This is a genomic window from Pseudomonas sp. TH10 (genome assembly GCF_016651255.1).
Classification (GTDB): Bacteria; Pseudomonadota; Gammaproteobacteria; order Pseudomonadales; family Pseudomonadaceae; genus Aquipseudomonas.
Genome location: NZ_JAEKEG010000071.1, coordinates 1 through 26,585, shown reverse-complemented (window position 1 = coordinate 26,585; position 26,585 = coordinate 1). Strand labels below are relative to the sequence as shown.

The window sequence follows — 26,585 nt, the reverse complement described above, 5'->3', positions numbered from 1 at the left end:
TCAGATAGGTTTTCACCTGGGTTGCAAACGCGGTGAGAGCCGCAGTGCCTTCATCGGTCAGGGTGGAAGCATAGGTGTCGAACAGCAAATCATTGCCGAGGGAAAAGCACAGCGCAATGCCGGCTTCGTTACCCGGGCGCCGTACGAGATTCACGCCAGATCTGTTCAATTCGACCTGATACGGCGAGCCGCTGCTGCTGTCGGTGAGAAAGGGCAGTTCGATCAACGTTCGTTCGCCCAGGCCATGCCAGAGCACATTGACGTGGTGCACTATCTGTTCAGGCGTCTTGCTATTGCCGCAACTGTGCAGTCTGAGGTCGAATTCATCGACCACACCCTTGATGATTTTCTGGTTGGCGGCATCCAGGCTGACTGATACATCCATCTGCCGGAACCCGAGGCGTTGCATGGAGTTGGCGACGATGTTTGCTGTCAGGTCAGGCACAAACAGCATCGGCACAATGAGTGCCGTCAGGGTCACCAGGATCCTGTCGCGTTGCCGTTTCTGCACTTGGGCCGCTGGGGTGTAAAGAGGCAGTGGTTTCCAGTACCAGGGAATCATCAGCAGGATCATCGCGCCCGGTATCGGTGCCAGTACCTCCAGACTCTCAGAGGCCCAGGCCGCAGCACCCAAGAGGCCAGCCGCCACGATACCGACGAGGAACAGTCCTCCATCGAACTTGATCTGGGCCGAGCGCCAATGAAACAGCCCATGCAGAGCCCCCACTGCCAGCAAATACCAGAGGCTGTAGAAAAAACCGAACATCAACGCGGCAAAGACGAACAGCAGGCTTTCGCTCAAGGTTATGCCGGCCGGGAAGAAATTGATGATGAACGCCCAGTAGGCAAACACCACGATGACACCAACGGAGATGGTGATTTGCAACACCGTGGCGGCATAGGTCTTGAACAGATCGAACAGGTACTTCAACGCAACATCCTTGTTAGACAAAAGTGGCTCTATGCCATGATACCAGCCTTTGTCGATATGACCGCTAGTGCCCTACACACCCTTCGTCCTCGCCGGGCTCCCAATAAAACGTAAACAGCACCAACTGCTCCACCGGCTCATAGAACATCATGATCAGATCTGCCCCCGAACTCTGGTAATGATGCGCGGGCACGCTGGCCACGTGATGAAACGGGTGGCCAGCCGGACTGACCGGGTAACCCGCTGTAATTCCATTCTTCTTGCTTCGCTCATAAGCAAGCGACAGGCTGGAATTCGGGAATTTTGAGTAGTCCGCCGCACCGCCAATCTGCTCGATAAACGTCATCCGCTCAACGTCGTACAGAGGTACCCGCTCCGCCAACTGTGCCGGGTGGAACAGGCGCCCGGATTCGTGGTAAAGCTTCCTGACCGACTCATAGGCGCTTTTCTGATCTGCATAATGCGCCAGCACATTCGCGCGCGCGTCTTCATAAGGGTCGCCCAGTTGCTCGTTACCTTCATGGAGGAAGAAATAACGCGGGTCCCCCATCAGCCTGTACCGCCCTTCCTCGACCTTGAAACCGATCCAGTTGGTATGCAAAAGAATGGAATGCCACGGGGTATCTTCAGTCGCCTGGCCCACGAACGAATGCTCGGTCGGCTCCAGCGGCCCCAGCATGGTCAGATACCCGGACCACTCGGGGTTGACCACACTGAGGTCAATGCCAAAAAACGGTTGCAAGTGCTCGAGGAGATCAGCCTGATCGGCCACGAAAACTGTCTCGGGGTCAGGGAACGGGTACAGCCCATAAGGCACCTCCCTGAAATCCGGCCAGCGCTCTTCAACTTCTCGGATCACATCCCTGGCCTGCAGATCTTCGTCCAGCCCTTGCTTGAAAACGCTCAACAAGGCTTGCGCCGCGTCGAAATGTTCAGGGCTCAGCTGTGCGAGATCATCTGCGACCACGGAATACCTGTGAGGACCGCGCATCGACAGTACGATCGCGCGTAAACATTTGGCTGAGGCACTGTGGTCTTTGACGAGCACGTCCTTGTATCTGAGAAAGGGGGATTTGCTCATATTCGGTCGTCCGTAGCCAGTTGTGATGCCCTCCGCATTGCTGCCGGAAGACTGTGGCGGAACTTTACTTCCCGTGGAGCTGTTACAGCAATCGGCATGCCGTTCTGAAGTACATCGTGCACTGAATCCCAGGCACAAAAAAAGACGTCCTTAGATCGTCTTTTTTCGTTGATTTGGTGGAGCCGGGGGGATTTGAACCCCCGTCCGCCAGTACTCCGCTGTCGGTACTACATGCGTAGCCGTTTCTATTAAGTTAACCCTCAGCGACCCGAAGGGCAGGGTGCTTTGGGCGAGTTGTGTAAGTTTTAGCCGATTCGTCCACAACGTACTGCACGGCGATTCTGTTCTATATGACAATCACTTTGGGTTTACAGACATCCCCTGGTGATTGCTGGACCCGAAGGTACCAGAAGCTCAGGGCTAAGGCTGCTTACGCAGCGAGAGCGAATTCCTGGCCGTAGTTTTCGTCATTGGCAACTATAAGTAGTTGCAACAGTGGATTTACGACTTCTGTTACCAAGTCGGCATGCACCTAAAGTTTCGCAACCGGCGTCGAATCCTAAACGGCCCCGAACTCATTGCTCAGTACATCTGTTTGAGCAACAAGCCTGCGCAGTGTACGTCAAACCGTGGTGGAAGGCCAACCCGAAGGTTCACCTTCCGGGCAGGGAGTCATTTATTGGTGCCGCTGCTGGCGTTCTGGATGTCCTGGATCGTCTGGGTGGTCTCAGCGATGCACTTCTCGGTGCCTTCCTTGGTGTTCATGGCCTGGTGCGCCTTGGCTTGCTGGACGCTGGCCTCGACACGGGTCTGGATTTCCGGCGCCTGGATCTGCGACTTGGCATTGGCGATGGTCTGCAGGTTCACTGCGCACAGGTCTTCAGTGGCGGCGAAAGAGGTGGAGGCCATCATGGAAGCAGTAACGAACAGACCTAACAGTACAGAACGTTTCATGTGTATCTCCTTGAACTGAGGCGCCGGGCTTGGCCGGCGTCAGGACGGGCTGCCGAGTTTGGGTAAAACCCGGCAGGGCCGGGTTACTTGGTTGACTACAGCCAGGCGCAAGGGTTCTATTTTTCTTCAGGTCGCTCGCGCTCGGGTGACGCGGTCCACGAGGTAGACCAGCCCGTGGTAGTCGATTCCGCCGTGCTGGCTGAGGCCGATTTCACAGGTGCGGCTGGTGGATATGCCTTCGCTGCAGTGCTGCACGGCGTCCTTGAGCGAGCGCAGCGAGTGCGCGTTCAGTTCCGGGGTGGTGAAGCCCTTGTCGCCGGCAAAACCGCAGCAGTGAATGCCTTCCGGAATGACCACGTTGGTGCTGCATTTGCGCGCCAGGTCTATCAGCGCCTGGCTCTCGCCCAGGTGCTGGGTGCTGCAGGTGACGTGGACGGCGATGGGCGCTTGCTGCGGGGTGAAGTCGAGGCGATCCATCAGGTGGGTGCGGATGAATCGAACCGGGTCGTACAGGTCCAGGCGCACTTCGCCCAGGTCCTGGACCAGGCGCAAGGTGCAGGGGCTGGTGTCGCAGTAGATCGGGTCTAACCCGCCGCGGCTGGCGTGCAACAGTGCGCCGATGAGTTCCTGGCGCTTGTGTTCGGCCTGCTCGGCGTAGCCCTTGGAAGCGAAAGGTTGCCCACAGCAGAGGCTGTCCAGGTTGTCTGGAAAGACCACCTGATAGCCGGCTTTTTCCAGCAGGCCGCGGGTTTTTTCGTACAGCGACATTTGCTCGTTATCACCGGCTGCCGGGCCCATGACGCGCGACACGCAGGCGGCCAGATAGACCACCCGGGGGCGGTCGTCCGAGAGGGCGGGCTGAAGCGAATGGCTTTTTCCGGCTGGGGCATGGCGTTGGTCCACTGCGGGACCTGGCCTTTGGATAATTTGCTGAGTGCCGCAGACACCTTCGCCAGTCGCGGCGCGCCCAGGAGCATCCGGGCGCCGTTGGCCACGTGCAGGGTGAAGCGCGCGCCTTGCAGGGCGGTGGCGAAATTGCCTTCCAGCCAGTCGGCGGTTTTCTGACTGGTTGCTTTGCGGCTACGCAGCTTTTTCACCAGATCGCCGGTATTGATGCCTACCGGGCAGCGCTGTGCGCACAGACCGGTGGCGGCGCAGGTGTCGATGCCCTGGTATTCGTAAGCGGCTTCGAGCTCTGTGGTGTCGACGCCGGCGCGTTTTTCGCCTGGATATCGCGCCAGATCACGATGCGCTGGCGCGGGCTGAGGGTCAGGCCCTTGGACGGGCACACGGGTTCGCAAAAGCCGCACTCGATGCACTTGTCCACAATCTCGTCGGCGGCGGGCAGGGGCTTGAGGTGCTTGAGATGGATCTGCGGGTCTTCGCTGAGTACCACGTCCGGGTTGAGGATGCCGGCGGGGTCGAGCAGGCGCTTGAGCTGCCACATCAACTGGTAGGCATCGCTGCCCCATTCCAGTTCAACGAAGGGCGCCATGTTGCGGCCGGTGCCGTGCTCGGCTTTCAGTGAACCGCCGAACTCCACCGCTACCAATTGCGCGACGTCGTCCATGAACGCCTGATAGCGTGCGACTTCTTCCGGGCTGTTGAAGCCTTGGGTGAAGACGAAGTGCAGATTGCCTTCCAGCGCGTGTCCGAAAAGGATCGCTTCGTCGTAGGAGTGTTTGTCGAACAGCTCGATCAAGCGGTTCACCCCGATGGCCAACTGTTCGACCGGGAAGGTCACATCTTCGATGATCACCGTGGTGCCGGTTTTGCGCACCGCGCCGACGGCGGGGAAGGTGTCCTTGCGGATAGCCCAGAGCTTGGCGTTCTCGGTTGGGTCTTCGGTGAAATCGACCTGTTTTTCAACCGGGAATCCACTGAGCGACGCCATGATCTGCGCTAGTTGTTCCTGCAGCAAAGTGGAAGAAGCCGCGCGGGATTCGATCAGCAGCGCGCAGGAATTATCCGACAGCTGTTGTACGAAAGCGGGCATGCCCGGTTTGTCCTGTACCGAACGCAGGCTGCGTCGATCAAGCAGCTCCAGCGCTGATACCGGTTGGCTTTTCAGCACGGTCACCGCGTTGCAGCAGGTTTCCACATCCGGGAACACGATCAGCGCCGAGGCCTTGTTCGGGTGATCGATGACGGTGTCGTAAGTCACCGCACTGATGAAACCGAGAGTGCCTTCTGAACCGACCAGCAAGTGGCTCAAGATATCCACAGGCTCATCAAAATCCACCAAGGCGTTGAGCGACAGGCCGGTGGTATTTTTCAGACGATATTTGTGGCGGATTCGGGCAGCGAGTTCGGCATTGGCGCGGGTCTCGCGACCCAATGTCGCCAAGCGCTCGAGCAGTTCGCCATGGCTTGCGTGGAATGCCGCAACACTGTCAGCGTCTTCAGTGTCCAGTCGCGTGCCGTCAGCCAGTACCAGGCGAATCCCGGCCAGTGTGTGATAGGTATTTTGCGCAGTACCGCAGCACATGCCACTCGCGTTATTGGCGACGATGCCGCCGATTTTGCAGGCGTTGATCGACGCCGGGTCCGGGCCGATCTTGCGCCCGAACGGCGCCAGCCATGCGTTGGCCTGTGCGCCGATCACGCCCGGTTGCAAACGGATTTGCATGCCTTGGTCGCGGATTTCACGAGCGTTCCAGTTATCCCCAAGCATAATCAACACAGAATCGCTGATTGCCTGCCCGGAAAGACTGGTGCCGGCGGCGCGGAAGGTCACCGGAACGTGATCGCGCTGGGCCAGTTTCAGCAGCGCCACGACTTCATCTTCCGATTCAACGCGGATCACCAGTTTGGGGATCAGCCGATAAAAACTGGCGTCGGTGCCGAAGGCCAGAGTCGACAGCGCATCATCGAAGCGGCGATCCGCTGGAATAAGTTGCTGCGCGTCACGCAGGAAATTAACCGGAAGCGTCATTGGTCCTCCAGGATCAAGACCACGAGATCTTTCGGGCCGTGTGCGCCGTAAGCCAGCACTTGTTCAATGTCAGCAGTTTTCGACGGGCCGGACACCAGCAACGCGTTGGTCGGCATGCCCTGAGCCCAGTTGAATTCCTGTTGCACCTGATAAAAGTTGTCGCGTATTTCGCTGGCCTTGAGCAGGGCGAAATGCACCGGCGGCACCAGGCTCATCAAGCGCGGTTCTTCGCGTGTTGGCCAGAGAATCAGGCTGCCGGTGGCGGCGATGGCGCCAAGCGTGCCGGTGAGGCTGGCCGGGGTGTCGTCGAACAGCTCGGCTTTCCATTCTTCCATCGGGCGGTCGTAGGATTTCAGCGTCGGCAGATCGGGATTGTTGGCCCAGTGCTGAGTGACGCGTTGGCCGTGTGCAGTGGTCGGGGCGATCAGCAAGCTGGGTAGCTGGCGATCCTTGACCAGTTGCGCGAGCAGTGACGGCCACTGTTCATCACTCGTCAGGTGGATTTCGGTGTGCACCGCTTCCATCAGTTTGCGCAATTGCGGGATGCGTTGTTCGGCGTTGTAGGTGTAAGGCTGGGTCACCAGATCGACATCGAAGTTGTCAGCGATCGGTGTGGCGCCCGTCAGACTTTTGCGCAGTTTGCCGAGGATATTTTGCTTGGCACTCATCAGCGATCTCCCTGTTTGGCCAGATGTTCGCGGGCCATGTCGTGCAGTGAGCGGGCGGCAGGTTTCGGCGCGCTGTGGTTTTGCGTCCAAGGGCCGATTTTGCTCGGGGTCAAGGCACGCAAGCGTGTAGCGAAGAAGCCGAACAATCGATACAGCGTCGGTGAGCTGTTGAGTGTCGCCCAGGCGTTCCAGATCAAACGTTCCTTGCGCGAATATTTGCTGCCCTGGCCGCGCATCACTTGATGGGGGCTGTCCGGTGCTTTGACGTTTTCTTCGCGCAGGCGTCGCAGGATGGCCGGTATAGGAATTTTTACCGGGCACACTTCACCGCAGGCGCCGCACAATGACGAGGCACTCGGATGGTCGGGGACTTTCGCCAGGCCGACCATGTGCGGTGTGATGATTTTGCCGATCGGCCCCGGATACACCTCGCCATAGGCGTGGCCTCCGACGCGGGTATACACCGGGCAATGATTCATGCACGCGCCGCAGCGGATGCAGTTCAGGGTCTGGCGCAATTCACTGTCGGCAAACGCCTGGCTGCGGCCGTTGTCGAGCAGCACCAGATGCACTTCCTGCGGGCCGTCGAGCTCGTGTTCCTTGCGCGGGCCGGAGATCATGTTGACGTAGGTGGTGATCGGCTGGCCGAGGGCGGAACGGGTCAGCAGCGACAGCAGCGGCACCACGTCGCGCAGGTTTTCCACCACTTTTTCGATGCCGGTGACGGCAATGTGCACCGGCGGGACGGTGGTGGTCATGCGGCCGTTGCCTTCGTTTTCCACCAGCAGCAGCGTGCCGGTTTCGGCCACGGCGAAGTTGACGCCGGAGACGCCGATGTCCGCTTCGAAGAATTTCTGCCGCAAAACCTTGCGACCGATTTGAATGAGTTGGTCAACGTCCTTGGTGTATTCCACGCCAAGTTTGTCGTGGAACAAGGACGCGACCTGACCGGCATTCTTGTGGATCGCCGGCATAATGATGTGTGAAGGCTTCTCGTGGTCGAGCTGGACGATGTATTCCCCCATGTCGGACTCAAGACATTCAATGCCCCGATCAGCAAGGAAATGGTTCATCTCCATCTCTTCGCTGACCATCGATTTGCCCTTGATCACTTGCCGCGCCTCGTGAGCGCGGATGATCGACAAGACGATGCCATTGGCCTCGTCCACCGTTTCCGCCCAGTGCACTGTCACACCGTTGCGGGTCAGGTTTGTTTCCAGTTGCTCGAGCAGGTCGGGCAACTTGGAGAGCGCACGCGCCCTGATCGAGTTGCCCAGGGCACGCAAGTGTTCTCTTTCGTGGGCATCGCTGAAAGCCGCTGCCCGCTTGGTCATCAGTGAATCCATCGCCGTGCGGAAGTTGTTCCGTAGCTGCTGATCACCTAGAGCGTTGTGGGCCCGAGTGCGGAAGTCTTCTTCTACGGCGACCGTAGGAATAATCGTCGAGGTGCTCATTTCGCACCCCCGGTTCGCTGCCACAAGAAGCTGGCGAGATGTTGCCCGCGTAGCGCTTCTTTTTGTTTCTCCAATGCGCCGTTGATGTTCATCAAACAGCCGCAGTCGGCACTCAGTACCTTGTGCGCGCCGGATTCCTTCAGCGCCCGGGTCTTGTCAGCCACCATCGCGCCGGAAATGTCTGGAATACGGACGCTGAATGTCCCACCAAAGCCACAGCATTCGCTTTCGTGGTCGTGATTGACCCGCTCAACGTTGCTCAACTGGGCCAACAACTCACGGCCGTGCAGGTGGGTATTCATTTCGCGGCGCGCTGAACACGAAGTATGCAGCGCGACTTTGACCGGTTCGCCGCTGTCCTTGAGCTGCACCTTGCAGACGAACAGCAGAAATTCGGCCAATTCGTAGGTACGGGCCGCGAGGGCCTGAACCTCTTTCAACGTCTGCGGCTCGTCCTTGAACAAGTCGGCGTAATGTTCGCGCAGCATGCCCGCGCAGGAACCCGACGGCACCACCACCGGATAATCCCCGGCAAACAGCGCCAGTTGCGAGCGCGCGACGGTCCTTGCCTGCTCGGTGTAACCCGAGGTGTAGGCCGGTTGTCCGCAGCAGCTCTGCCCCTGCGGGTATTCGACCTGAATCCCTTCGCGCTCCAGCAGGTGGATCGCGTCCATCCCGGCTTCGGGATAGAACAGGTCGACCACACAGGTCCCGAACAGGTAGACCCGCGACGGTTTCTCGCTAGGGTATTGCCGAGGTTCGGGCAGTGGCGGTGCAACGCGGGTCGCGTTCGGCACAGCGTTGTAAAAAAGCTCGCTCATCAGGCGTGTCTCCGGGTGGGCCCGGTTATCCGTCCGTTGAGGCTGCTGAATATAGAGAACGTTGCTTTCAGCAGCCTTACAGACCGGGTTGTGAATTGCTGACGCCGGAATCACGAACCAGCGTCGGTTTTATCGATGCTGCTTCTAGGTCTTAGTGCACCAGCATGCCGGTGAACCAGTAGGCCTGAGCCAAGGTGATCAGGCCGACAATCGTTGCAAAGAATAGGCTGTGCTTGAGGGTGAAGCGGAACAGATCGGATTCCTTGCCGACCAGACCGGTTGCTGCACAGGCCACAGCGATCGATTGTGGCGAAATCATTTTGCCGGTCACGCCACCGCTGGTATTCGCCGCCACCAGCAGAGTGTCGTTAACGCCAATCTGGTGCGCAGTGGTCGCTTGCAGCGAACTGAACAGGGCGTTGGACGAGGTATCGGAACCGGTGAGGAACACGCCGAGCCAGCCGAGGAATGGCGAGAAGAACGGGAACGCTGCGCCGGTTCCTGCCAGCACCAGTGCCAGGGTTGATGACATGCCGGAATAGTTGGTGACGAAGGCGAAGGCCAACACCATGCCGATTGACAGAATAGGCCAGCGCAGTTCGTAAAAGGTTTCTTTCAAAGTGGTAAGACCAATTTTTAAATTGATCTTCAGCACCAGCATCGAGATCAGCGCGGAGAAGAAAATCGCTGTGCCGGTCGCGGAAATCGGGTCGAGCTTGAACACGGCTGGAATCGCAGTCGGAGCGGCGACGATCGGTGCCGTCTTGATGACCAATTGATCAAGGTGCGGGATCGCGAAGTTGAACACCCAGCTGTACATCGAGCCGCCAGCGGCGAACATTGCCTTGAATGGTTTCAGGGTCCAGATGGTGACCAGCACGGTGAGAATCAGGAACGGCGACCAGGCTTTGATGATTTCGAACAGGCTGTAAGGGGATGCCACGCTGGTGCGCGGTTGACCGAAACCGCCAGCGCTGGCGGTCACCACTGAGGCCGAGACGGCACCGGCGATGTGTGGCCGGCGGCGCGTTTCGGCTGCCAGATTTTCAGGAACAAGGTCAGCGAAATCAGGCTGGCCAGCGCCGAGGTGATGTCCGGCAGTTCCGGGCCGATGAAGTTCGAGGTGAAGTATTGAGTGATGGCGAAGCTCAGGCCTGCAACCAGTGCAGCCGGCCAGGTTTCACGAACGCCGCGCAGGCCGTCCATCATGAATATCAGCCAGAACGGCACGAACAGCGACAGCAGTGGCAGTTGGCGACCGGTCATGGCGCCGATCTTGAATGCGTCGATGCCGGTGACTTGGCCGGCGACGATGATCGGAATCCCCAAAGCGCCGAACGCCACCGGTGCGGTGTTGGCGATCAGGCACAGGCCGGCGGCGTATAGTGGGTTGAAGCCGAGTCCTACCAGCAATGCGGCGGTAATCGCGACCGGCGCGCCGAAACCGGCAGCACCTTCCAGGAACGCACCGAAGCAGAAACCGATCAGCAGCACTTGCAGGCGCTGGTCGTCAGTAATCGATAACACCGAACTGCGGATGACCTCGAATTGACCACTTTTGACCGTCAGTTTGTAGAGGAACACAGCGGCGACAATGATCCACGCAATCGGCCACAGGCCGTAGGCGAAGCCATAGCCTGCGGCGGCGAACGCCATGTCGACGGGCATCTGGAAAGCGAAGATGGCGACGGCGATGGACAACGCCAGCGTGATACTGCCGGCCACGTGCCCTTTGAGGCGGAACACCGCCAGCGCGAGAAAAAAGAACACGATGGGAATGACGGCCGCGAGTGCGGAGACGCCGAGACTGCCGAGCGGGCTGTAGAGCTGTTGCCAGGTTTGCATATGGGGTGGCCCCTAATTGTTGTTGGTCAGGCACTGTCAGCGTTCTTGGATAATTGGTAATACCAATTTACAATCGCTGTTGGCTAGGGTAAAAGCCTTGATGTCGGTGTGTCAATTTGTCGCTCTGAAACTTTTGTCGAATCAGCGGTGCAGAAGGCAACTGATCCGGTTTTGCGAAGTGGTGTCTGGTAGGTGTCGGCAAGGCGCCGATAGGCCAGAATAGAGAGCCCGGCGAGCGGTCGGGCTCGTGGAGAAATGAGTTATGGGGTTTGATCAGATACGTCAGCGCCGTTTGTCTGACGATATTGTCGAGCGACTCGAGGGGATGATCCTTGAGGGCACACTGAAGTCCGGTGAGCGGCTTCCGGCGGAGCGCGCGCTGGCCGAGCAGTTCGGCGTATCACGCCCGTCGTTGCGCGAGGCAATTCAGAAACTGGCAGCCAAAGGCTTGCTGGTCAGTCGTCAGGGCGGTGGCAACTACGTGGTGGAAAGCCTGGGCTCGACGTTCAGCGATCCATTGCTGCAATTGCTTGAAAGCAACCCTGAGGCGCAACGGGACTTGCTGGAGTTTCGGCACACTTTGGAGGCATCGTGCGCCTATTACGCGGCATTACGCGCGACCGACGTAGATCGCGAGCGGCTCACCGCCGCGTTCGAAGAGCTGCAGGATTGCTATTCGCGGCATGATGAAGTGAGTCGCGCGGAGGAGGGCGCGGCGGACGCGAAATTCCATCTGGCGATTGCCGAGGCCAGTCATAACGCCGTGTTGTTGCACACGATTCGCGGGCTGTTTGATCTGCTCAAGCGCAATGTCGTGACTAACATCGGCGGGATGTACAAGCAGCGCACGGAAACCCGCGACATGCTGATCACTCAGCACCGGGAGCTGTACCTGGCGATTATCGAGGGGCGTGCCGAGCAGGCGCGAGAGGTGTCCAGCAGGCATATCCTGTATGTGCAGGAGGTGCTGGAGGAGGTGCGTCAGGAAGTGCAGCGCGTGGCTCGGGCGGAGCGGCGCAAAGGAATGTAAACGGTTTTGAGTGCTAAAGATCGCAGCCTTCGGCAGCTCCTACATGGATTTGTTTCAACCCGATTCATCGGGCTCGCACAAAACTGTAGGAGCTGCCGCAGGCTGCGATCTTTCGCAGGCGCTGCATTTCAGGCAGAAGAAATTAATCTTCCTTGCCCTTGTTGCGCACAGCGCGTTGCAGCTCACGTCCGGCATCGCGTTCACGCTCGGTGTCACGCTTGTCGTATTCCTTCTTGCCCTTGCCCAGAGCGATCTCGCACTTGACCATGTGCTTGCTCCAGTACCAGGACAAGCAGACGCAGGCGTAACCCTTTTGCTGCACCATCGCTGCAAGCTTTTCCAGCTCGCGGCGGTTGAGCAGCAATTTACGGGTACGCACCGGGTCGGCAATGACGTGGGTGCTTGCGGTCATCAGAGGCGTGATGTGGCTACCCAGTAGCCATGCTTCGCCATCCTTGAGCAGTACGTAGCTGTCAACCAGCTGTAGCTTGCTTGCCCGCAGACTTTTTACTTCCCAGCCGGCCAGGACCAGACCAGCCTCGAACTTATGCTCGATGAAGTAATCGTGTCGCGCCTTTTTATTCTGCGCGATGGTCCCTGTTGGGTGTTTCTTCTGTTTAGCCATAGGGGCGGCATTATATGGAGTTGTTCCGCTGTCGGCTACGGTGATGCTGCGTGCTTGAGCAGGTTGAGTGAATCCCGGACAATGCGGCCTCTTTTTCTAACGCTTGGGCGTGATAAACGATGTCGACAGACAAGGTTTCTGTCCACGGCAGTTGGGCTAGCCGCTGGGTTTTCATATTCGCCGCGACCGGTTCGGCCGTGGGGCTGGGTAGTATCTGGAAGTTCCCCTACATGGTCGGGGTCTACGGCGGCGGTGCGTTTGTACTGATGTTTCTGGCGTGTATCGCACTGATCGGCATTCCGGTCATGCTGGCTGAAACCCTGATAGGCCGGCGCGCCCGGCAGAGTCCGGCCAACGCTTTGAAGGTGCTGGCGATCGAGGCGGGGCACTCGGCCAAGTGGTCGTGGGGTGCGTTTGCCGGGATGATCACGGCATTGCTGATTCTGTCTTTCTATAGTGTGGTCGGCGGTTGGTCGCTGGATTACATCATTGATATGGGGCGTGGTGATTTTCAGGGCGTCACGGCCGATCAGGTCGGTGCCTATTTCGGTAATGTCATCTCCAATCCGTGGCGTCTGACACTTTGGCACACGATTTTTATGCTGTTGTCGGCGTTTGTGATCGCCAAAGGCGTGGTTGCCGGCCTTGAACGCAGCCTGCGCATCATGATGCCGTTGCTGTTCGTGATGATTCTGGTGCTGCTGGGTTACAGCATGACCACCGGGCATTTCATGGAAGGCGTGCATTTCATGTTCGACTTCCATCCGGAAAAAGTCCTTGATGGCCTGCTGCCCGCCATGGGCCATGCGTTCTTCTCCCTCAGTGTCGGCGTTGGTTCGATCATGATCTACGGTGCCTACATGCCGAAGGATTCGTCGATTTCCGGCACGGTTGTCGGCGTGGCGCTGCTGGATACCTTCGTGTCCCTGGTCGCCGGACTGGCCCTGTTCCCGATCGTGTTCGCGGCGGGCCTGAACCCGAGCGAAGGTCCAGGGCTGATGTTTGTCAGCCTGCCTTTCGCCTTCGGTAACGTAGCCTTCGGCCAACTGATGGGCGTAGTGTTCTTCGTGCTGGTGGCCGTTGCGGCCTGGAGTTCGGCGATTTCCCTGCTCGAACCGATGGTGGCCTACCTGGTTGAACGCACCAAGGTCAGCCGCGCCTGGGTGACGTTCTGGTTGGCGTTCACTTGCTGGTTCGTCGGTTTGGGGACCGTGTTTTCCTTCAATATCTGGAAGGAAGCCAAATTTTTCGTGAACGAAGGCGGGATGTTCCACCTCTACCAATGGGGAGCGAAGAGCGGTCTGGACTTCTTTGGCGTGATCGATTTCTTCACTTCGCGGATCATGTTGCCGCTCGGTGGCCTGTGTTTCGTGCTGTTTGCCGGATGGGTGATGGGGCGTGAAGCGGTGCGTGACGAGTTGTCGATTCGTAATCCGGCACTGTTTGCCTTGTCTTTGTTCTTGATGCGCTATGTGGCGCCCATCGGCATTCTTGTAGTGTTTGCCGCCCAGCTGTGGAAGTGACGCTGACATGACGACACATATTCAACGTTCGGCCCTGCTGCCGTATCCGGCGCAAGCGCTGTATGACCTGGTGAACGACGTGGCGCGCTATCCGGAATTCCTGCCCTGGTGTTCGTCTGCCGAGGTCCTGGAGAGTTCTGCCGAGCATATGCGCGCCAGTGTCGGCGTGGCGAAGGGTGGCCTCAGCCAGCATTTCGTGACGCGCAATACGCTGGTGCCCGGCCAGTCTATCGAGATGAACCTGGAAGAAGGTCCGTTCAATCAGCTGCATGGCGTCTGGGTGTTCAAGGCGTTGGGCGAGAAGGCCTGCAAGATCAGCCTCGATCTGTCGTTTGATTATGCGGGCCCGATCGTTCGCGCGACCCTGGGGCCGCTGTTCAACCAGGCCGCCAATACCCTGGTGGATGCGTTCTGCCAGCGTGCCAAGCAAATGCATGGTTGAGGTCATGATCGACGTTGAGGTGGTGTACGCCGCCATTGATCGCCAGCTGTTGTTGGCGGTGAGCGTGCCACCGGGGCTGACCGTGCGCGAGGTTGTGCGGCGCTCCGGGGTTGGCGAGACGTTTCCCGAGCTTAATCTTGACGAGTGCCCGCTTGGGATCTTCGGCAAGGTGGTGGCCGATCCGCAAAGCCGGCTGGCCCAGGCCGGTGACCGGATCGAGATTTACCGGCCATTGCTGGCGGACCCCAAGGAGGTTCGGCGGCTGCGCGCAGCAAAAGCGGCTGAAGCCAGGGCGCGAAATCAGTAATAGCTGAACGGCAGGCAATAAAAAACCCGGTATTTCCGGGTTTTTTATTGCGTCGCGAATTATTGCGGCGAGGTATCCAGCGGCTCTGGCGTTGGAACCGGAACGGTTTCCACACCATCGACATCCTTCTGGATCTGATCCAGCAAGGAACCTGGCTTGACCGGTTTTTCCGGTTTTGGCTTCTCGGCGTTTTCAGCAGGAGCGGTCACGCTAGTGCCACTGTCCTTACCGAGAATGGCTTCGTCACGGCTTACGCCCGGCATGAAGTCACCGGACAGGCTGACAAGCTGGTCGTTTGAGTTGAAATTAACGCTGACGCGTTCCTGTTGGCGTTCACCGCCACCCGGTTGCAGGCTGTACAGATAATCCCAGCGATCGGCATGGAACGTGTCGACAAGCAGAGGGTTGCCCATGATAAACCGTACTTGCGGCCGGGTCATTCCCGGGCGTAACTGGTCTATCATGTCCTGCGTGACGACATTGCCCTGCTGGATGTCGATTTTGTAAACCCCGGGGAATGAACAACCGGCGAGTGCGAGCAGTCCCACAAAGGTGAAACTGGTTAGCAAGAGCTTGGTGTTTTGCATCGGTGGGCGACTTCCACTATCTTGGCTGGGACAACGTAAACGCCGATCATACCCGCATTAAGAGAAGCTGCGAAGCAGCATCGCGAGAAAGCTAACCATGGTTGAAAATAGCGAACTACGCAAAGCCGGCCTCAAAGTGACCCTGCCACGGGTCAAGATCCTGCAAATGCTCGACTCTACCGAGCAGCGTCACATGAGTGCCGAGGACGTCTACAAGGCGTTGATGGAAGCTGGTGAGGACGTCGGTCTGGCCACGGTCTACCGTGTTCTGACCCAGTTCGAAGCGGCTGGCCTGGTGGTCCGTCACAACTTCGACGGCGGCCACGCGGTATTCGAACTGGCCGACGGTGGCCACCACGACCATATGGTCAACGTGGAAACCGGTGAAGTCGTCGAATTCGTCAGCATCGAAATCGAAAAACTCCAGAAGGCAATTGCCGAGGAGCACGGTGTCGAGTTGGTAGATCACAACCTGGTGCTGTACGTACGCAAGAAAAAGTAAGCATGTCGCGCGAATTTCAGGTTCGCGAAACGAACGAAGGCGACCCAAGGGTCGCCTTCGTGCTTTGTGCTGCTTGTATGGGTTTGCAAACGGTTCCTGTAGGAGCTGCTGCAGGCTGCGATCAAGATCAAGATCAAAAGATCGCAGCCTGCGGCAGCTCCTACGAGGGGGCTTAAACTTTGGCGGTAACGACCATTTTTTTCGCGTGAGCCAAGGATTCCTTGGTCAGATCGATGCCGCCGAGCATGCGCGCCACTTCTTCTATGCGATCGTTCTTGCTCAGTTTGGACACGGCGGTGTGCGTTGCTTGCTCGCCACGTACCTTGTGTACGAACAAATGCTGGTGACCCTGTGCCGCCACTTGCGGCAAGTGAGTCACGGTCAGTACCTGGCCGCGTTCGCCGAGCCGGCGCAACAATTGACCGACAATTTCGGCTGTCGGGCCACCAATGCCGACGTCCACTTCGTCGAATACCAGAGTCGGTACGCGGGATGTTTGGGCGGTGATGACCTGAATCGCGAGGCTGATCCGTGACAGTTCACCACCCGACGCCACTTTCGCCAGGGCTTTGAGCGGTTGGCCGGGGTTGGCGCTGACCAGCAATTCAACCTGCTCCAGCCCGTTAGGCAGCAGTTCATCACTGCTGTTGGCGCGCAGCTCAATAGTGAAACGACCACCGGGCATGCCCAGGCGCTGGATCTCCTGTTCCACCGCGCTGGCAAGGCTGCCCGCCGCCTGATGGCGCAGATCACTCAGTTCCCGAGCCTTTTCCTGATAGTGACGGGCAAAGGATGCCAGCTCTTCACCCAGCCGCTCGATGGATTCATCGTTGGCATTGAGGGTTTCGATTTCATCCAGCAGTTTCTGCTGCATTTCCCCGACCTCGGTCGGTTGGATCCGGTGTTTGCGCGCCAGCGTGTATATGGCGTCGAGGCGCTCCTCCAGATATTGCAGGCGCGCCGGATCGGCATCGAAGTTGTCGAGGAAGCGATTGAGTTCACCGACGGCTTCCTCGACCTGGATCTGTGCGCTGGTCAGCAGGCTGCTGGCTTCGCCCAGGGCGCCGATGGAGTTGTTCACGCTCGACAGGCGATTGAGGCTGGCCGTCAGGGCGTTCAAGACATTTCCCGAATCACTTTCGCTGCATTGCTCGACCACTTGGCGGCAAATGCCCAGCAGTGTCTCGGCATTGGTCAGGTTCTTGTGCTCCTGCTCCAGCTGTTCCAGCTCGTTTTCGCCAAGGCCCAGGTTTTCCAGTTCTTCGAGCTGGTAGCTGAGCAGTTGATGGCGGGCACGCTGTTCGTCGCCGGAGTTGGAGAGGCGGTCCAGTTCGTGGCGGGTCTGGCGCCAGCGCTGGGCGGCCAGTTGAACATGGCGGGCCAGGTCGGTTGCGCCGGCATACTCGTCCAGCAGGCGGCGGTGGGTGTCGGTTTTCAGCAGGGACTGGTGTTCGTGCTGGCTGTGGATGTCGATCAGCAGTTCGCCGAGGGACTTGAGGTCGCCAAGCGGGCAGGGCGTGCCGTTGATATAGCCGCGCGAGCGTCCTTCCGAAGTGATGACCCGGCGCAGGATGCAGGGGCCGTCGATGTCCAGATCGCGCTCGGCTAGCCAGGCGTGGGCTTCGGGAATGTCGACCAGGTCGAAGGTCGCCAGAATATCGGCCTTGTCGGCCCCAGGGCGAACCACGCCGCTGTCGGCGCGATCGCCGAGGGTCAGGCCCAGTGCGTCAAGCATGATCGACTTGCCGGCGCCGGTTTCCCCTGTGATCACGCTCATCCCGCGATCGAGTTCAAGATCGAGATGTTCAACGATGGCGTAGTTGTGTACGGACAGGTGCACCAGCATAAAGGCCGCTCCCAGGCTTTAGGTCTGGTTATTTATACAGTGTTTTGTTTCGAGCTGACAATGCCCTCGCTTAGCTCGATTTGCTTGATTGATCTGAATGCTTAGCGCATCGAGGAATGAAAAATCAGCACTTTTTTGTAGGGTTAAATGCGTGAAGGCCCTTGAAGCCTGATTTTGCGGCCCCATATATCGGGGCAGAAGCGTGAGTCGAACTCGCGGACGATATTGAAAGGAGAATTCTATGGCTGACGAACAGACAGTAGATAAGCAAAACCCAGAAGCCAATCAGGCGCCCGAGGGTTCGGGTGACGACCTGGCGACCCGTGTACAAGTGCTCGAAGAGCAATTGGCCGCAGCGCAGGATCAGTCTCTGCGTGTAGCTGCCGATCTGCAGAACGTCCGCCGCCGTGCCGAACAGGACGTCGAAAAGGCGCACAAATTTGCGCTGGAGAAATTCGCCAGCGATCTGTTGCCGATCGTCGACAGCCTGGAGCGCGGCCTCGAGCTGTCGAACCCGGACGACGAAAGCATCCGTCCGATGCGTGAAGGCATCGAGCTGACGCTGAAAATGTTCCACGACACCCTCAAGCGTTATCAGCTTGAAGCCATCGATCCGCATGGCGAACCGTTCAACGCCGTTCTCCATCAGGCGATGGCCATGCAGGAAAGCGCCGACGTGGAACCGAACAGCGTTCTGAAGGTGTTTCAGAAGGGCTACCAGCTCAACGGTCGCCTGTTGCGCCCGGCCATGGTTGTGGTCAGCAAGGCGCCAGCGCCAATTTCGCCTTCGATTGACGAGAAGGCTTGAAATTAGTCGCAAGGCCCCCATTTAGAAGTCAAGCGTTTAAGTGCTACCGCAGTCAGCCACCACTGCTGCGGCATCCAAATCCAAAGTTTCGGGAGAGTTAACATGGGCAAAATTATCGGTATCGACCTGGGGACTACCAACTCCTGCGTCTCCGTGCTGGAAAACGGCAAAGCAAAAGTTATTGAAAACGCTGAAGGCGCGCGTACCACGCCGTCGATCATCGCTTACGCCAACGATGGCGAAATCCTGGTAGGTCAGTCGGCCAAGCGTCAGGCTGTGACCAACCCGCACAACACTCTGTACGCAGTAAAGCGTCTGATCGGTCGTCGTTTCGACGAAGAAGTTGTGCAAAAAGACATCCAGATGGTGCCTTACAAGATCGCCAAGGCCGACAACGGCGACGCTTGGGTTGAAGTGAACGGCCAGAAAATGGCACCGCCACAAATCTCGGCCGAAATTCTGAAGAAAATGAAGAAGACCGCCGAAGACTACCTCGGCGAGCCAGTGACCGAAGCGGTGATCACCGTTCCGGCCTACTTCAACGACAGCCAGCGTCAGGCGACCAAAGATGCCGGTCGCATTGCCGGTCTGGACGTAAAACGTATCATCAACGAACCAACCGCAGCCGCTCTGGCTTACGGTATGGACAAGGCCAAGGGCGATCACACCGTGATCGTTTATGACCTGGGTGGCGGTACTTTCGACGTCTCCGTGATCGAGATCGCTGAAGTTGACGGCGAGCACCAGTTCGAAGTGTTGGCCACCAACGGTGACACGTTCCTGGGCGGTGAAGACTTTGACATTCGTCTGATCGACTACCTCGTCGACGAATTCAAGAAAGAAAGCGGCATGAACCTCAAAGGTGACCCGCTGGCCATGCAGCGCCTGAAAGAAGCCGCTGAGAAAGCCAAGATCGAGCTGTCGTCCGCTCAGTCGACCGACGTCAACCTGCCGTACATCACTGCAGATGCGACCGGTCCTAAGCACCTGAACGTGAAGATTTCGCGTGCCAAGCTCGAAGCACTGGTTGAAGACCTGGTTCAGCGCACCATCGAACCTTGCCGCATCGCCATGAAAGACGCGGGTCTGGACGTTGGCGCGATCAACGACGTAATCCTGGTCGGTGGTCAGACGCGTATGCCGCTGGTGCAAAAGCTGGTGACCGATTTCTTCGGTAAAGAAGCGCGTAAGGACGTTAACCCGGACGAAGCTGTTGCCATGGGTGCTGCGATTCAGGGCGCTGTTCTGGCCGGTGACGTGAAAGACGTGCTGCTGCTCGACGTCAGCCCGCTGACCCTGGGTATCGAAACCATGGGTGGCGTGATGACCGCGCTGATCGAGAAAAACACCACGATTCCTACCAAGAAATCGCAAGTGTTCTCGACTGCCGATGACAACCAGGGCGCTGTGACCATTCACGTTCTGCAGGGCGAGCGTAAGCAAGCCACACAGAACAAGTCCCTGGGCAAGTTCGACCTGGCCGACATTCCACCTGCTCCACGTGGTGTGCCACAGATCGAAGTGACCTTCGACATCGACGCCAACGGCATCCTGCACGTTGGTGCGAAGGACAAGGCTACCGGCAAGACTCAGTCGATCGTGATCAAGGCCAACTCCGGTCTGTCCGACGAAGAAATTCAGCAAATGGTTCGTGATGCTGAAGTGAACGCTGAAGAAGACCGCAAGTTCGAAGAACTGGCCGGCGCTCGCAATCAGGGTGACGCACTTGTTCACTCGACTCGCAAGATGATCGCTGATGCTGGCGACAAAGTGACCGCTGAAGAAAAGGTCGCAATCGAAGCTGCCGTGGTTGCCCTGGAAGCCGCTGTCAAAGGCGACGACAAGGCTGCCATCGAAGCCAAGGTTGAAGAGCTGTCGAAAGTCTCTGCTCCGGTTGCTCAGAAGATGTACGCCGAACAGGCTCAGCCTGCTGAAGGCGCGGCACCGCACGACGAGAAAGCTGAAAAGGCTGACGATGTTGTCGATGCCGAGTTCGAAGAAGTTAAAGACCACAAGTAAGTTGTTGGTCGGCCGGTTGACTGCCTTTGGGCGGTGACTGGTAGGATGTCGCCGCGCGGGAGCTAGCTCCCGCGTTGGCGTATCTGGAATACGCGAATTTTTACAGCATGCGACAACGCTCGGATGCTGGTGGTATGGCCGAAAATGCTCCTGCTTTTCGCGCCGCAAGTACCGCATGAATCAAAGACCAGGATCGTTGAATTGACGTGAGTTGGGTCCGGGCCTGTATTGGGGCTCAGCGAGTTTGGCGATCCTCAGGAGGGGTTTGCCCGACGTCCTCAAGAGTGCAGAAGACTTATGGCAAAGCGTGACTATTACGAAGTGTTGGGTGTTGAGCGTGGCTCAAGCGATGCGGACCTGAAAAAGGCCTACCGCCGCCTGGCAATGAAGCATCACCCGGACCGTAATCCCGATGATAAAGCGTCGGAAGAGCTGTTCAAAGAGGCCAACGAGGCCTACGAAGTGCTGTCCGATTCCAGCAAGCGTGCGGCCTACGATCAGTACGGTCATGCCGGTGTCGATCCAAGCATGGGTGGCGGCGGTGCCGGTTTCGGCGGTCAGAACTTCTCTGACATCTTTGGCGATGTCTTCAGTGATTTCTTCGGTGGTGGTCGCGGCGGTTCCCGTGGCGGCGCTCAGCGTGGCAGCGATTTGCGCTACACCCTGGAGCTGAACCTGGAAGAAGCGGTGCGCGGTACGTCGGTGAATATCCGCGTTCCGACGCTGGTCAATTGCAAGCCGTGCGATGGTTCTGGCGCGAAGAAAGGCTCGTCGCCATCGACCTGCCCGACCTGTGGCGGCATCGGCCAGGATTCGCATGCAGCAAGGCTTCTTCTCGGTACAGCAGACCTGCCCGCGTTGCCATGGCCAGGGCAAGATCATTTCCGATCCGTGTGATTCCTGCCACGGTGACGGTCGTGTGGAAGAGTACAAAACCCTGTCGGTTAAAGTGCCGGCCGGCGTCGATACCGGCGACCGCATTCGTCTGTCCGGTGAAGGCGAAGCGGGCACGCAGGGCGGGCCAACGGGTGACCTGTACGTGGTCATCAACGTTCGTGAACACGATATTTTCCAGCGCGATGGCAAGCACTTGTTCTGCGAAGTGCCGATCAGCTTCGTCGATGCGGCACTTGGCGGCGAGCTGGAAATTCCGACCCTCGACGGTCGCGTCAAACTGAAAATCCCCGAAGGCACTCAGACCGGTAAGCAATTCCGTGTCCGTGGTAAAGGCGTTGCGCCAGTACGTGGTGGCGGTGCGGGCGATTTGATGTGCCGCGTAGCGGTCGAGACGCCGGTCAATCTGAATCGTCGTCAGCGTGAATTGCTGGAAGAGTTCCGCGGCTCGCTGGCGGATGACAACAGCCACTCGCCGAAAACCACCGGTTGGTTCGACGGTGTGAAGCGTTTCTTCGGCGATCTGTAAGGAGTCGGCATGCGACGTATAGCTGTGATGGGCGCCGCCGGGCGCATGGGCAAAATTCTGGTCGAGGCCGTGCAGCAGCGCGCGCCACTGACCGGTCTGACTGCTGCGATCGTTCGCCCCGGCAGCACGCTGATTGGCGTCGATGCCGGTGAGCTGGCTTCGCTGGGGCGTATCGGCGTGCCGCTGTGCGGTGACCTGGCTCGGGTGGCCGACGAGTTCGACGTACTGATCGATTTCACCCTTCCGGAAGTGATGCTGAAAAATCTGGCGTTCTGCCGCAAGGCGGGCAAGGCCATGGTCATCGGCACAACGGGTTTCAGTGTCGAAGAGAAGCAGCTGCTGGCCGAGGCGGGCAAGGACATTCCAATTGTCTTCGCTGCCAACTTCAGCGTCGGCGTTAACCTGTGCCTGAAACTGCTCGATACGGCGGCGCGGGTGCTGGGTGATGACGTCGATATCGAAATCACCGAGGCTCACCATCGGCATAAAGTCGATGCGCCGTCAGGCACTGCCGTGCGCATGGGCGAGGTGATTGCCGATGCCCTCGGCCGTGATCTGAAGAAGGTGGCGGTGTACGGTCGTGAGGGTCAGACCGGCGCTCGCGAGCGCGAGACCATCGGTTTTGCCACCGTGCGTGCCGGCGACATCGTTGGCGATCACACGGTGCTGTTCGCCGCCGACGGTGAGCGCGTCGAGATCACCCACAAGGCCTCCAGCCGCATGACCTTCGCCAAGGGTGCGGTGCGTGCCGCATTGTGGCTGGACGGGCGTGAGCCGGGCCTTTACGACATGCAGGACGTGCTCGACCTGCGTTAAACTGTCGCTTGATCCGGCGCAAACGCCCTGTTTGCGCTGGTTTCTCTCCGCTGAGCGACGTCCTGTCGCATTCTCCGGCCTTTTAGGCTCATTAGCGGTGGACCAAAAAAGCCTTTTTCTGTAAGCTACAGCTTTAGTGTGTCCACTAAAAGCGCGCAGAATAATTCAGTGAAGAAGCGGGGTGACGTGTCCATACGTCACTCCGCTTTTTTACAACCTGCGATCGCCCTTTCATGCGTTATTTACGGGAGGTCTTCTTGACTAAGCCAGCCATACTTGCCCTTGCTGATGGCAGCATTTTTCGCGGCGAAGCCATTGGTGCCGACGGTCAAACCGTTGGTGAGGTGGTGTTCAACACCGCAATGACCGGCTATCAGGAAATCCTTACCGATCCTTCCTACGCCCAACAGATCGTTACCCTGACTTACCCGCACATCGGCAACACCGGTACCACGCCGGAAGACGCCGAGTCCAACCGCGTATGGTCCGCTGGCCTGGTTATTCGTGACCTGCCGCTGGTAGCGAGCAACTGGCGTAACACGATGTCCCTGTCCGATTACCTGAAAGCCAACAACGTTGTGGCCATCGCCGGTATCGACACCCGTCGCCTGACCCGAATCCTGCGTGAAAAAGGCGCACAGAACGGCTGCATCATGGCCGGCGACAACATTTCCGAAGAAGCCGCGATTGCCGCTGCGCAAGGCTTCCCTGGCCTGAAGGGCATGGATCTGGCGAAAGTCGTCAGCACCAAGGCTCAATACGAATGGCGCTCGACTGTCTGGGATCTGAAGACTGACAGCCACGCAACCATCGATGCTTCCGAGCTGCCGTACCACGTGGTTGCCTACGACTACGGCGTCAAGGTCAATATCCTGCGCATGCTGGTTGAGCGCGGCTGCCGCGTTACCGTGGTGCCGGCGCAAACCCCGGCTGCCGACGTACTGGCACTGAAGCCGGACGGTGTGTTCCTGTCCAACGGCCCTGGTGATCCGGAGCCATGCGACTACGCGATCAAGGCGATCAAGGAAGTTCTGGAAACCGACATCCCGGTATTCGGCATCTGCCTCGGTCACCAGCTGTTGGCACTGGCCTCCGGCGCCAAGACCCTGAAAATGGGCCACGGTCACCACGGTGCCAACCACCCGGTACAGGATCTGGACACTGGCGTCGTGATGATCACCAGCCAGAACCACGGTTTTGCGGTAGACGAAGAAACCCTGCCTGCCAACGTTCGTGCGATCCACAAATCGCTGTTCGACGGCACCCTGCAAGGCATCGAGCGTACCGACAAGAGCGCGTTCAGCTTCCAGGGTCACCCTGAAGCGAGCCCGGGCCCGAACGATGTTGCGCCACTGTTCGACCGCTTCATCAACGAGATGGCCAAGCAACGCTAAGCGTTCGCCTTGAGACTGTAGAGAGAAGCCCCTCGAGGGTGGCCCCGGCACCGGCGGCCCCTTCGAGGCTTCAGAAATCGATCAAGACGGCTTGCCGACTGACCTGCGGATTTGAGTGACAAACCCATGCCAAAACGTACAGACATTAAAAGCATCCTGATTCTCGGCGCTGGCCCGATCGTTATCGGCCAGGCCTGCGAATTCGACTACTCCGGCGCCCAGGCATGTAAAGCCCTGCGCGAAGAGGGTTACCGCGTCATCCTGGTGAACTCCAACCCGGCCACCATCATGACCGACCCGTCCATGGCCGACGCAACTTACATCGAGCCGATCAAATGGCAGACCGTTGCCAAGATCATCGAGAAAGAGCGTCCAGATGCGCTGCTGCCAACCATGGGTGGCCAGACTGCTCTGAACTGCGCCCTGGACCTGGAGCGCGAAGGCGTTCTGGAGAAGTTCGGCGTAGAAATGATCGGCGCCAACGCCGACACCATCGACAAGGCTGAAGACCGTTCGCGTTTCGACAAGGCGATGAAATCCATCGGCCTGGCGTGCCCGCGTTCCGGTATCGCCCACAGCATGGAAGAAGCCAACGCCGTCCTCGAGACCCTTGGCTTCCCTTGCATCATCCGTCCGTCCTTCACCATGGGCGGCACTGGTGGCGGTATCGCCTACAACCGTGAAGAGTTCGAAGAAATCTGCGCCCGCGGTCTCGACCTGTCGCCGACCAAAGAGCTGCTGATCGACGAATCGCTGATTGGCTGGAAAGAATATGAAATGGAAGTTGTCCGCGACAAAAAGGACAACTGCATCATCGTCTGCTCGATCGAGAACTTCGATCCGATGGGCGTGCACACCGGTGACTCGATCACTGTTGCCCCGGCTCAGACCCTGACTGACAAGGAATACCAGATCCTGCGTAACGCCTCCCTGGCGGTACTGCGCGAGATCGGCGTGGAGACTGGCGGTTCCAACGTTCAGTTCGGTATCTGCCCGGACACTGGCCGTATGGTCGTGATCGAAATGAACCCGCGTGTATCGCGTTCCTCGGCGCTGGCTTCGAAAGCCACCGGTTTCCCGATCGCCAAAGTCGCCGCCAAACTGGCAGTGGGCTACACCCTCGACGAACTGTCGAACGACATCACCGGCGGCAAGACCCCGGCGTCCTTCGAGCCGTCCATCGACTACGTCGTGACCAAGCTGCCACGTTTCGCCTTCGAGAAATTCGCCAAGGCTGACGCGCGTCTGACCACGCAAATGAAATCCGTCGGTGAAGTCATGGCCATCGGCCGTACCTTCCAGGAATCCCTGCAGAAAGCTCTGCGCGGTCTGGAAGTAGGCGTTTGCGGTCTGGACGAGAAAGTAGACCTGAGCAACCCGGAAAGCATGAGCGTCCTCAAGCGCGAACTGACCGTGCCGGGTGCCGAGCGTATCTGGTACGTGGCTGATGCCTTCCGCGCCGGCCTGTCGGTCGAAGACATCTTCGGCATGAACATGATCGATCGTTGGTTCCTGGTGCAGATCGAAGATCTGATCAAGGACGAAGAGAAGGTCAAGACCCTGGGTCTGACCAGCATCGATCGCGACCTGATGTTCAAGCTCAAGCGCAAAGGCTTCTCCGATCAGCGTCTGGCCAAGCTGCTGGGTGTGACCGAGAAGAGCCTGCGTACGCATCGTCACAAGCTGGAAATTTTCCCGGTCTACAAGCGCGTTGACACCTGCGCGGCCGAGTTCGCCACTGATACCGCTTATCTGTACTCGACGTACGAAGAAGAGTGCGAAGCGGCTCCATCGGGTCGCGACAAGATCATGATCCTCGGCGGCGGTCCAAACCGTATCGGCCAGGGCATCGAGTTCGACTACTGCTGCGTACACGCGGCACTGGCGCTGCGCGAAGACGGTTACGAGACCATCATGGTCAACTGCAACCCGGAAACCGTGTCCACCGACTACGACACTTCCGATCGTCTGTACTTCGAACCAGTAACCCTGGAAGACGTGCTGGAAATCGTTCGCGTCGAGAAGCCGAAAGGCGTAATCGTCCAGTACGGCGGCCAAACCCCGCTGAAACTGGCTCGTGCTCTGGAAGCCGCTGGCGTGCCGATCATCGGTACCAGCCCTGACGCCATCGACCGTGCCGAAGACCGTGAGCGTTTCCAGCAAATGGTTCAGCGCCTGAACCTGCGTCAGCCGCCAAACGCGACCGTGCGCAGCGAAGACGAAGCCATTCGCGCTGCCAGCAAGATCGGTTACCCGCTGGTGGTGCGTCCGTCCTACGTACTGGGCGGTCGTGCGATGGAAATCGTTTACGAAGAAGAAGAGCTCAAGCGCTACCTGCGTGAAGCGGTTCAAGTGTCCAACGACAGCCCGGTGCTGCTGGATCACTTCCTCAACTGCGCCATCGAAATGGACGTGGATGCGGTCTGCGACGGCAAAGACGTGGTGATCGGCGCGATCATGCAGCACATCGAACAGGCTGGCGTTCACTCCGGTGACTCCGCGTGCTCGCTGCCGCCGTACTCGCTGCCGGCACACATCCAGGACGAAATGCGTGAGCAGGTCAAGAAAATGGCC

At 58.6% G+C, this 26,585-nt stretch carries 19 protein-coding genes, 1 other RNA gene and 3 pseudogenes; 11 read left to right on the top strand and 12 right to left on the bottom strand.

All coding sequences use genetic code 11. The features are described 5' to 3' along the window. The 9 genes and pseudogenes from JFT80_RS11505 to JFT80_RS11465 form a co-directional block, all read right to left on the bottom strand. A partial coding sequence (locus tag JFT80_RS11505; RefSeq protein WP_201147940.1) for a hypothetical protein occupies window positions 1–952 on the bottom strand: 952 nt, incomplete at its 3' end. Between the two features lie 43 nt (window positions 953–995). Continuing rightward, complete coding sequence (locus tag JFT80_RS11500) at window positions 996–2,012, bottom strand: hypothetical protein (RefSeq protein WP_242482887.1); 1,017 nt, start codon at window positions 2,010–2,012, stop codon at window positions 996–998. Window positions 2,013–2,186: 174 nt separating this feature from the next. Beyond that, window positions 2,187–2,583: a transfer-messenger RNA gene (ssrA, locus tag JFT80_RS11495) on the bottom strand. Window positions 2,584–2,684: 101 nt separating this feature from the next. Further along, complete coding sequence (locus JFT80_RS11490; RefSeq protein WP_122837448.1) at window positions 2,685–2,966, bottom strand: hypothetical protein; 282 nt, start codon at window positions 2,964–2,966, stop codon at window positions 2,685–2,687. A gap of 126 nt (window positions 2,967–3,092) precedes the next feature. After that, window positions 3,093–5,901: pseudogene (locus JFT80_RS11485) on the bottom strand (FAD-binding and (Fe-S)-binding domain-containing protein). Next, window positions 5,898–6,569 carry a lactate utilization protein gene (locus JFT80_RS11480; protein ID WP_201147939.1) on the bottom strand — a complete coding sequence of 224 codons (672 nt, stop codon included), beginning with the start codon at window positions 6,567–6,569 and terminating at the stop codon, window positions 5,898–5,900. The pseudogene JFT80_RS11485 and the gene JFT80_RS11480 overlap by 4 nt, the downstream one beginning before the upstream one ends. Beyond that, window positions 6,569–8,023 (bottom strand): LutB/LldF family L-lactate oxidation iron-sulfur protein, encoded by a 1,455-nt coding sequence (locus JFT80_RS11475; RefSeq protein ID WP_201147938.1) that lies wholly within the window; start codon window positions 8,021–8,023, stop codon window positions 6,569–6,571. The genes JFT80_RS11480 and JFT80_RS11475 overlap by 1 nt, the downstream gene beginning before the upstream one ends. Beyond that, window positions 8,020–8,844: a (Fe-S)-binding protein gene (locus JFT80_RS11470; RefSeq protein ID WP_201147937.1), complete on the bottom strand. Its 825-nt coding sequence runs from the start codon at window positions 8,842–8,844 to the stop codon at window positions 8,020–8,022. Before JFT80_RS11470 ends, JFT80_RS11475 begins: the two co-directional genes overlap by 4 nt. A gap of 151 nt (window positions 8,845–8,995) precedes the next feature. Continuing rightward, window positions 8,996–10,689 (bottom strand): annotated as a pseudogene (locus JFT80_RS11465) (lactate permease LctP family transporter). Between the two features lie 262 nt (window positions 10,690–10,951). On the opposite strand from JFT80_RS11465, the gene JFT80_RS11460 reads away from it, so the two are divergent. After that, window positions 10,952–11,719: an FCD domain-containing protein gene (locus JFT80_RS11460; protein WP_201147936.1), complete on the top strand. Its 768-nt coding sequence runs from the start codon at window positions 10,952–10,954 to the stop codon at window positions 11,717–11,719. A gap of 142 nt (window positions 11,720–11,861) precedes the next feature. Here JFT80_RS11460 and smpB read toward each other — a convergent pair whose 3' ends face one another. After that, window positions 11,862–12,344 carry an SsrA-binding protein SmpB gene (gene smpB / locus JFT80_RS11455; protein ID WP_008088297.1) on the bottom strand — a complete coding sequence of 161 codons (483 nt, stop codon included), beginning with the start codon at window positions 12,342–12,344 and terminating at the stop codon, window positions 11,862–11,864. Between the two features lie 119 nt (window positions 12,345–12,463). Between smpB and JFT80_RS11450 the strand changes: the two genes are divergently transcribed. The 3 genes from JFT80_RS11450 to JFT80_RS11440 are packed head-to-tail and all read left to right on the top strand — an operon-like array spanning window position 12,464 to window position 14,616. Beyond that, a complete protein-coding gene (locus JFT80_RS11450) occupies window positions 12,464–13,867 on the top strand; it encodes a sodium-dependent transporter (RefSeq protein WP_201147935.1) in 1,404 nt (467 codons plus the stop codon). Window positions 13,868–13,874: 7 nt separating this feature from the next. Further along, on the top strand, window positions 13,875–14,309 hold the full coding sequence (locus tag JFT80_RS11445; RefSeq protein WP_045060059.1) for a type II toxin-antitoxin system RatA family toxin: 435 nt from the start codon (window positions 13,875–13,877) through the stop codon (window positions 14,307–14,309). Next, entirely contained in the window at window positions 14,302–14,616 is a 315-nt protein-coding gene (locus JFT80_RS11440) for an RnfH family protein (RefSeq protein ID WP_201147934.1), read from the top strand. The genes JFT80_RS11445 and JFT80_RS11440 overlap by 8 nt, the downstream gene beginning before the upstream one ends. Before the next feature lie 59 nt (window positions 14,617–14,675). Here JFT80_RS11440 and JFT80_RS11435 read toward each other — a convergent pair whose 3' ends face one another. Continuing rightward, window positions 14,676–15,203: an outer membrane protein assembly factor BamE gene (locus JFT80_RS11435; protein WP_201147933.1), complete on the bottom strand. Its 528-nt coding sequence runs from the start codon at window positions 15,201–15,203 to the stop codon at window positions 14,676–14,678. Between the two features lie 97 nt (window positions 15,204–15,300). On the opposite strand from JFT80_RS11435, the gene fur reads away from it, so the two are divergent. Beyond that, window positions 15,301–15,705, top strand: coding sequence for a ferric iron uptake transcriptional regulator (gene fur / locus JFT80_RS11430; RefSeq protein WP_064119476.1), 405 nt, complete (start codon window positions 15,301–15,303; stop codon window positions 15,703–15,705). Between the two features lie 172 nt (window positions 15,706–15,877). On the opposite strand, the gene recN is transcribed toward fur, so the two are convergent. Further along, window positions 15,878–17,551: a DNA repair protein RecN gene (gene recN / locus JFT80_RS11425; protein ID WP_201147932.1), complete on the bottom strand. Its 1,674-nt coding sequence runs from the start codon at window positions 17,549–17,551 to the stop codon at window positions 15,878–15,880. 241 nt (window positions 17,552–17,792) lie between these two features. Here recN and grpE point away from each other — a divergent pair, with 241 nt between their 5' ends. The 6 genes and pseudogenes from grpE to carB form a co-directional block, all read left to right on the top strand. Beyond that, complete coding sequence (gene grpE, locus JFT80_RS11420) at window positions 17,793–18,359, top strand: nucleotide exchange factor GrpE (protein WP_201147931.1); 567 nt, start codon at window positions 17,793–17,795, stop codon at window positions 18,357–18,359. A gap of 102 nt (window positions 18,360–18,461) precedes the next feature. Continuing rightward, the gene (dnaK, locus tag JFT80_RS11415; protein ID WP_201147930.1) at window positions 18,462–20,378 is read left to right on the top strand and encodes a molecular chaperone DnaK; all 1,917 of its coding nucleotides are present in this window, start codon (window positions 18,462–18,464) and stop codon (window positions 20,376–20,378) included. 297 nt (window positions 20,379–20,675) lie between these two features. Beyond that, window positions 20,676–21,801 (top strand): annotated as a pseudogene (gene dnaJ / locus JFT80_RS11410) (molecular chaperone DnaJ). Window positions 21,802–21,810: 9 nt separating this feature from the next. Beyond that, the gene (gene dapB / locus JFT80_RS11405) at window positions 21,811–22,617 is read left to right on the top strand and encodes a 4-hydroxy-tetrahydrodipicolinate reductase (protein WP_201147929.1); all 807 of its coding nucleotides are present in this window, start codon (window positions 21,811–21,813) and stop codon (window positions 22,615–22,617) included. Between the two features lie 257 nt (window positions 22,618–22,874). Then, window positions 22,875–24,011 (top strand): glutamine-hydrolyzing carbamoyl-phosphate synthase small subunit, encoded by a 1,137-nt coding sequence (carA, locus tag JFT80_RS11400; protein ID WP_201147928.1) that lies wholly within the window; start codon window positions 22,875–22,877, stop codon window positions 24,009–24,011. 126 nt (window positions 24,012–24,137) lie between these two features. Next, window positions 24,138–26,585 (top strand): carbamoyl-phosphate synthase large subunit (gene carB / locus JFT80_RS11395; protein WP_201147927.1); only part of this gene is annotated, 2,448 nt, incomplete at its 3' end.

What these genes read in the sequence shown, in the direction of transcription:
- JFT80_RS11500 (WP_242482887.1), bottom strand. Translation starts at nt 2,012, where the DNA reads ATGAGCAAATCCCCCTTTCTCAGATACAAGGACGTGCTCGTCAAAGAC.
- JFT80_RS11490 (WP_122837448.1), bottom strand. Translation starts at nt 2,966, where the DNA reads ATGAAACGTTCTGTACTGTTAGGTCTGTTCGTTACTGCTTCCATGATG.
- JFT80_RS11480 (WP_201147939.1), bottom strand. Translation starts at nt 6,569, where the DNA reads ATGAGTGCCAAGCAAAATATCCTCGGCAAACTGCGCAAAAGTCTGACG.
- JFT80_RS11475 (WP_201147938.1), bottom strand. Translation starts at nt 8,023, where the DNA reads ATGAGCACCTCGACGATTATTCCTACGGTCGCCGTAGAAGAAGACTTC.
- JFT80_RS11470 (WP_201147937.1), bottom strand. Translation starts at nt 8,844, where the DNA reads ATGAGCGAGCTTTTTTACAACGCTGTGCCGAACGCGACCCGCGTTGCA.
- JFT80_RS11460 (WP_201147936.1), top strand. Translation starts at nt 10,952, where the DNA reads ATGGGGTTTGATCAGATACGTCAGCGCCGTTTGTCTGACGATATTGTC.
- smpB (WP_008088297.1), bottom strand. Translation starts at nt 12,344, where the DNA reads ATGGCTAAACAGAAGAAACACCCAACAGGGACCATCGCGCAGAATAAA.
- JFT80_RS11450 (WP_201147935.1), top strand. Translation starts at nt 12,464, where the DNA reads ATGTCGACAGACAAGGTTTCTGTCCACGGCAGTTGGGCTAGCCGCTGG.
- JFT80_RS11445 (WP_045060059.1), top strand. Translation starts at nt 13,875, where the DNA reads ATGACGACACATATTCAACGTTCGGCCCTGCTGCCGTATCCGGCGCAA.
- JFT80_RS11440 (WP_201147934.1), top strand. Translation starts at nt 14,302, where the DNA reads ATGGTTGAGGTCATGATCGACGTTGAGGTGGTGTACGCCGCCATTGAT.
- JFT80_RS11435 (WP_201147933.1), bottom strand. Translation starts at nt 15,203, where the DNA reads ATGCAAAACACCAAGCTCTTGCTAACCAGTTTCACCTTTGTGGGACTG.
- fur (WP_064119476.1), top strand. Translation starts at nt 15,301, where the DNA reads ATGGTTGAAAATAGCGAACTACGCAAAGCCGGCCTCAAAGTGACCCTG.
- recN (WP_201147932.1), bottom strand. Translation starts at nt 17,551, where the DNA reads ATGCTGGTGCACCTGTCCGTACACAACTACGCCATCGTTGAACATCTC.
- grpE (WP_201147931.1), top strand. Translation starts at nt 17,793, where the DNA reads ATGGCTGACGAACAGACAGTAGATAAGCAAAACCCAGAAGCCAATCAG.
- dnaK (WP_201147930.1), top strand. Translation starts at nt 18,462, where the DNA reads ATGGGCAAAATTATCGGTATCGACCTGGGGACTACCAACTCCTGCGTC.
- dapB (WP_201147929.1), top strand. Translation starts at nt 21,811, where the DNA reads ATGCGACGTATAGCTGTGATGGGCGCCGCCGGGCGCATGGGCAAAATT.